This is a genomic window from Dickeya zeae NCPPB 2538, assembly GCF_000406165.1.
Classification (GTDB): Bacteria; Pseudomonadota; Gammaproteobacteria; order Enterobacterales; family Enterobacteriaceae; genus Dickeya; species Dickeya zeae.
Genome location: NZ_CM001977.1, coordinates 1,839,947 through 1,844,713, shown reverse-complemented (window position 1 = coordinate 1,844,713; position 4,767 = coordinate 1,839,947). Strand labels below are relative to the sequence as shown.

The window sequence follows — 4,767 nt, the reverse complement described above, 5'->3', positions numbered from 1 at the left end:
TATTCCGTTGCCCTGGCCACAGGCGACGCCGCCTGCTGGCTGGCTCAAATGCAACGGTCAGGCTTTCGACAAAAACGCCTTCCCGAAACTGGCACAAGTCTACCCCGGCGGGGTGTTACCGGACCTGCGCGGCGAGTTTATTCGTGGCTGGGATGATGGGCGTGGGGTGGATGCGGGGCGATCATTACTGTCAATACAGGGAGATGCCATCCGAAATATAACCGGTGCTATAAGCGGTGGTAGTGTGTTTTTTGATGCATTTGTAGGCGCATTCTATGACTACGGTACACGCAGCGGGGTATCGGCAACATCGTATTCAAGCGTGAACCTATCTGATGATTTTGCATTCGATGCATCTAGGGTCGTCCCGACAGCCAACGAAAACCGCCCCCGCAATATCGCCTTTAGCTATATCGTGAGGGCAGCCTGATTATTTGGCTGTATAGGTCCAGTAGCAGTCACACTACTATTTACGCGGTGAGGAAACTCGCCGCGTTTCCGTTTACTGGGTGATATTTGATGGCGCTCTGGTTATAGTAGGGGCGTAGTTAAGTAGATTATTGCGAGTGACACAATGACTCCTGACGAAAAAGCCCTATTCCTTAACGCCATGGACGATGTCAAACCGCTCAAGCCGTCCTCAACCGTCGTTCACCTGAAGTCCTCTTTCCCGAATGTGACGCCTCATCGTATGCAAGAACCCGAGCTGGATAATTTCCTGATTACTGGATTTTTGGATCTGGTTTCGTGTGACACACCATTGGAGTTCAAAAGAGAAGGCATCCAGCAAGGGGTGGTGGACAAATTACGCCAGGGAAAATATGCGCTGGATGCCAGCCTGAATTTGTTGCGACAACCCATCGAAACCTGTCGACAGAATTTGTTCGCATTCATGTTACGGGCACAGCAGGAGAATTTACGCAATTTGCTGATCATTCACGGAAAAAGTCGCCACGATAAGTCGCATGCCAATGTGGTGCGTAACTACCTGTTGCGCTGGTTGCAGCAGTTTGATGCGGTACAGGCATGCTGTGTTGCTCAGCCATTTCATGGTGGTACTGGTGCCTGTTATGTGTCGCTGAGAAAATCAGAGCAAGCCCGACAGGATAACCGCGAGAGGCATTCAAAACGTAGCCGGTAACATTTTTGGCTTCGTCTTATAACAAAAACGCCCGGCTGACCGGGCGTGAATACATTAATTGTTCAACGCTAAACTAAAATAGCTCAACGCTAATAACTCAATTCTGCGATAGGGGGACGATTATGGCCAAACTGCCCCTTAGCGAAGATCATCAGCGATGTCAGTAGCGCCGGAATGGCAAGAATAGTGAACATAGCGCTCAATCCCCACCCCATACTGACCACTTGAGCACCGGCAAACGCACTCATGATGGCCCCCATGCGCCCAATGCCATGCATCCAGCCGGAACCGGTAGCTCGGGCCTCAGTCGGATAATAACGCGCCGAAAGCGCATTCATGCCGGTGTTGGCACCGTTAAGGCAGAAACCACTGCTAAAAGCCACCACAGCCAGAAGCACGAAATACGCATGAGTGACGCCAATCATTGCTGTGGCAACACCACCGGCGGCATAAATGACGCCCAACGCCAGATGCGGGTTAACCCGGTCCATCAGCCAGCCGGCAAATAACGAACCGAATGTACCGCCTGCTTGATAAAGTGCCGTGATGACGGTCGCTTCGGTCACGGTCATGCCCGCTTCTTTGATAACGGTCGGCAACCAGCTTCCCAGCAAATACACCATGAACAGGCCAAAGAAATAGCCCCCCCACAGCATAATACTGCCGAAACGATAAGAGCGTGATAACACTAGTCGCACGGCAAACGCCGGTGGTTTCTCTGCTGTCGGCATGGCAAACAGGCTATCAGCCTGGGTTACGCCGGGGGCTATCTTGTCCACAATGTGGTGTATCTGCCGTGAGTCTGCCCGCTTGCTAACCAAAAAGCGTACCGACTCGGGTAGCCTTAGCAACAGGAACGGCACCAATAACAGCGGTAAAACCCCTCCCAGCAGTAAGACAGAATGCCAGCCCCACTGTGGAATCATCCATGAGGCCGCAAATCCACCGCTGGCGGCACCGAAGCTAAAACCACAAAAAACCACGGTAATGATGAAGGAGCGTTTTTTCTCCGGAGCAAATTCTGAAACTAGCGTACCCACATTTGGCATCGCCGCCCCCAGACCTAACCCGGTCAAAAAGCGAAAGATGACCATGTGCTGTAGGTTTTCGGAGAATGCAGTCAGCAGCGTCCACAGCCCAAACAAAAATACACTGACGATAATGATAGTTTTACGCCCACGCCAGTCTGCCAGCGGGCCAGACACCATGGCGCCTACCGCCAGACCAATCAAAGCCGCGCTGATAACCACAGCTAACTCTGCATTGCCAATTCCCCACGCCGTTTTCAGCGAAGGAGCAATAAACCCCATGATGGCGATGTCCATACCATCAAGCGCAATAATGCAAAAACACAGGACAACGATCAGTTTCTGGTAAGCGCCAAGCGGGCGCTGGTTAATCAGCTGTCGTACGTCAATCGCGGTGGAACCTGTCACGCTTTTTCTCCAACAATACCGCAAAATGTTCACAATGGCTTACACTGTAAACAATCATTTCCGATAGGGAAATACGATGCTGAGAAAATTTTGTGTAACAATGAAAAAGCAGCGCCTCCTTAGGAGAAACGCTGCCCGGCAAGTTGCTGGATTTTACTGGAGTGGCTGGGGAAGATGAATAATCCACAGTTGGCTGGTTGCCTCATCTTTAGGTAGTGGCTCCAGCTCCAGTTGGGTATTGACCGGCTGGCCGTTTAACGACAGTTTGCCATCAGACCCCACCTGATATTTACCAATTTTCTTTACACCGTTGGCAGGGTTGATCAGCACAGACTGTAAACCAAAATCGTTGTCATTGGTTACTGCCAGCGTGCTGGTATCAATCAGCGCTAGCCCTTCTGCTTTTTCCGGTTTCCAGCCTAACTGGCGTAAATCGACCAATTGCTGCTTTTTCGCCAGTACAATACCGCGCTTTTTCAGTGTTTCGGCATCGTTCCACTCTGGGGGCTGTGTCGAATCCAGCGTGGTCAAGTCGCTGGCCCCATCCAGATCAACACGATAAATAAGGTTGTGCATGACTTGGTCTTTATCCGCCCCTTGTTCAATCACTAACACTTCATGATCGTTCAGCGCGACCATGTCACCAATTTTGGCATCGCCAGTCTTCTTCCATTTTTCGGCATCCAGCGGATAACCATACATCGCTGTTTTACCTGTTGCGGGATCAAAACTGACCAGGCGGGTGAACAGTGCTTTATTTTGCGTTTTCCCATCAATATTCAGTGTACTTTGTACCGCCACCAGAATGCGTCCATCAGGCATTCGGGTGATACCTTCAAAGCCCCGGTTAGGTTGCCGCCATTTAAGAATGTTCGGGAGACCACTGGCAATCCCTTGTTCGCTACTTAATGGGGTTGGCCCCACTTTTTTCAGGATCTTACCTTGTGCATCAGTCTGGATCAGAAATGGGCCGTATTCATCTGAGATCCAAAATCCTCCCAGACCATCGGGTGTAATCCCTTCAGTATCTAATCCCCGACGATCGTTTGGCAGCGTTTGCAACATATCACTGAGTGCCACTTCATTGGTTGTGCCGATCAAGGTGCCAGGTAATGGCAAACCGCTAGCGGGGCCCGATTCATCATGTAATGGATGTAGCGCAGTGGCTTGTGCGCTTTTAGTGTCCACGGTAATAGTCATCATCGTAGGGGTAAAATCAGGAGCAGCAAATATTTTCGCCTCTTTCCCCTGATATTCCGGAGCATCGGCATTTGGCCCACGATCAGTGACGGTAACAAATATCAGCTTGTCCCCCTCACGCCTGATAAATGACAACCCAGAACCGACACCCATTGGAAAACCATTCGGAAAACGCGCTTGCCATTTACCGTGATAACTCACCCGATCATTATCAGGAAAGGTAATCTGGTATTGGTCGGTTTGAATGTCGGCAGCGTAGATTGCATGGGTTAACAGCATCATAGGGAGAAGAGGTAAGCCAAAGCGCATAGTTGAATCCCGTGATAGAGAAGTGGCGAGATTACACTAAGACGGTAATACGACGCTTGTATGACAATCCCCATAGCCGATTACTTTAGAAAACGCGGCGAGTTTCCTCACCGCGTAATCGCGTACTGATGGGGGCTATACGGCAAGTGGGGAAATCAACTCAACCGTCAGGCCGCCCTCACAATATAGCTAAAGGCGATATTGCGGGGGCGAGAACCGCCAGCAATAAAGTAGGGATTATTGTTTAATGGGCGATTAGCATTCGTATCGACACTTCTCTGATTGCTATTTCCTGTATAAGCGTATCCATTTATGGCATAAGAATAACCTTTCAATGCTGGTCCATAATCAGCATCTACGATCGTATCGGTTTGCATTGATTGATTAAACTCAGCAATTGTCGCTGTGTTAGCGGTGGATCCTTCAACTACTAACAATTGTGCTACATCAGGGCCGATGTTAGCAGTAATAAGGGTCGGTGCCTGTCGTGATAAAAGCCCTCTCCCCGCATCCACCCCACGCCCATCATCCCAGCCACGAATAAATTCGCCGCGCAGGTCCGGTAATACCCCTCCGGGGTAGACCTGTGCCAGTTTCGGGAAGGCGTTTTTGTCGAAAGCCTGACCGTTGCATTTCAGCCAGCCAGCAGGCGGCGTCGCCTGTGGCCAGGGCAGCGGGATG

The 4,767-nt window shown here is 50.6% G+C and carries 5 protein-coding genes; 2 read left to right on the top strand and 3 right to left on the bottom strand.

Features of this window, described 5'->3' with window-relative positions; all coding sequences use genetic code 11:
- Both DZE2538_RS08055 and smrA read left to right on the top strand, forming a co-directional pair.
- Positions 1 to 430 (top strand): phage tail protein (locus tag DZE2538_RS08055; protein ID WP_038916045.1); only part of this gene is annotated, 430 nt, incomplete at its 5' end.
- Between the two features lie 144 nt (positions 431 to 574).
- Complete coding sequence (gene smrA / locus DZE2538_RS08050) at positions 575 to 1,141, top strand: DNA endonuclease SmrA (RefSeq protein ID WP_038916044.1); 567 nt, start codon at positions 575 to 577, stop codon at positions 1,139 to 1,141.
- 89 nt (positions 1,142 to 1,230) lie between these two features.
- On the opposite strand, the gene DZE2538_RS08045 is transcribed toward smrA, so the two are convergent.
- From DZE2538_RS08045 to DZE2538_RS21225, 3 genes are all read right to left on the bottom strand, one after another.
- Complete coding sequence (locus DZE2538_RS08045; RefSeq protein ID WP_038916043.1) at positions 1,231 to 2,577, bottom strand: MFS transporter; 1,347 nt, start codon at positions 2,575 to 2,577, stop codon at positions 1,231 to 1,233.
- Between the two features lie 153 nt (positions 2,578 to 2,730).
- Entirely contained in the window at positions 2,731 to 4,086 is a 1,356-nt protein-coding gene (locus DZE2538_RS08040; protein WP_038916042.1) for an esterase-like activity of phytase family protein, read from the bottom strand.
- A gap of 167 nt (positions 4,087 to 4,253) precedes the next feature.
- Positions 4,254 to 4,767: phage tail protein (locus DZE2538_RS21225; protein WP_236617007.1), on the bottom strand; the 514-nt coding region annotated here is incomplete at its 5' end.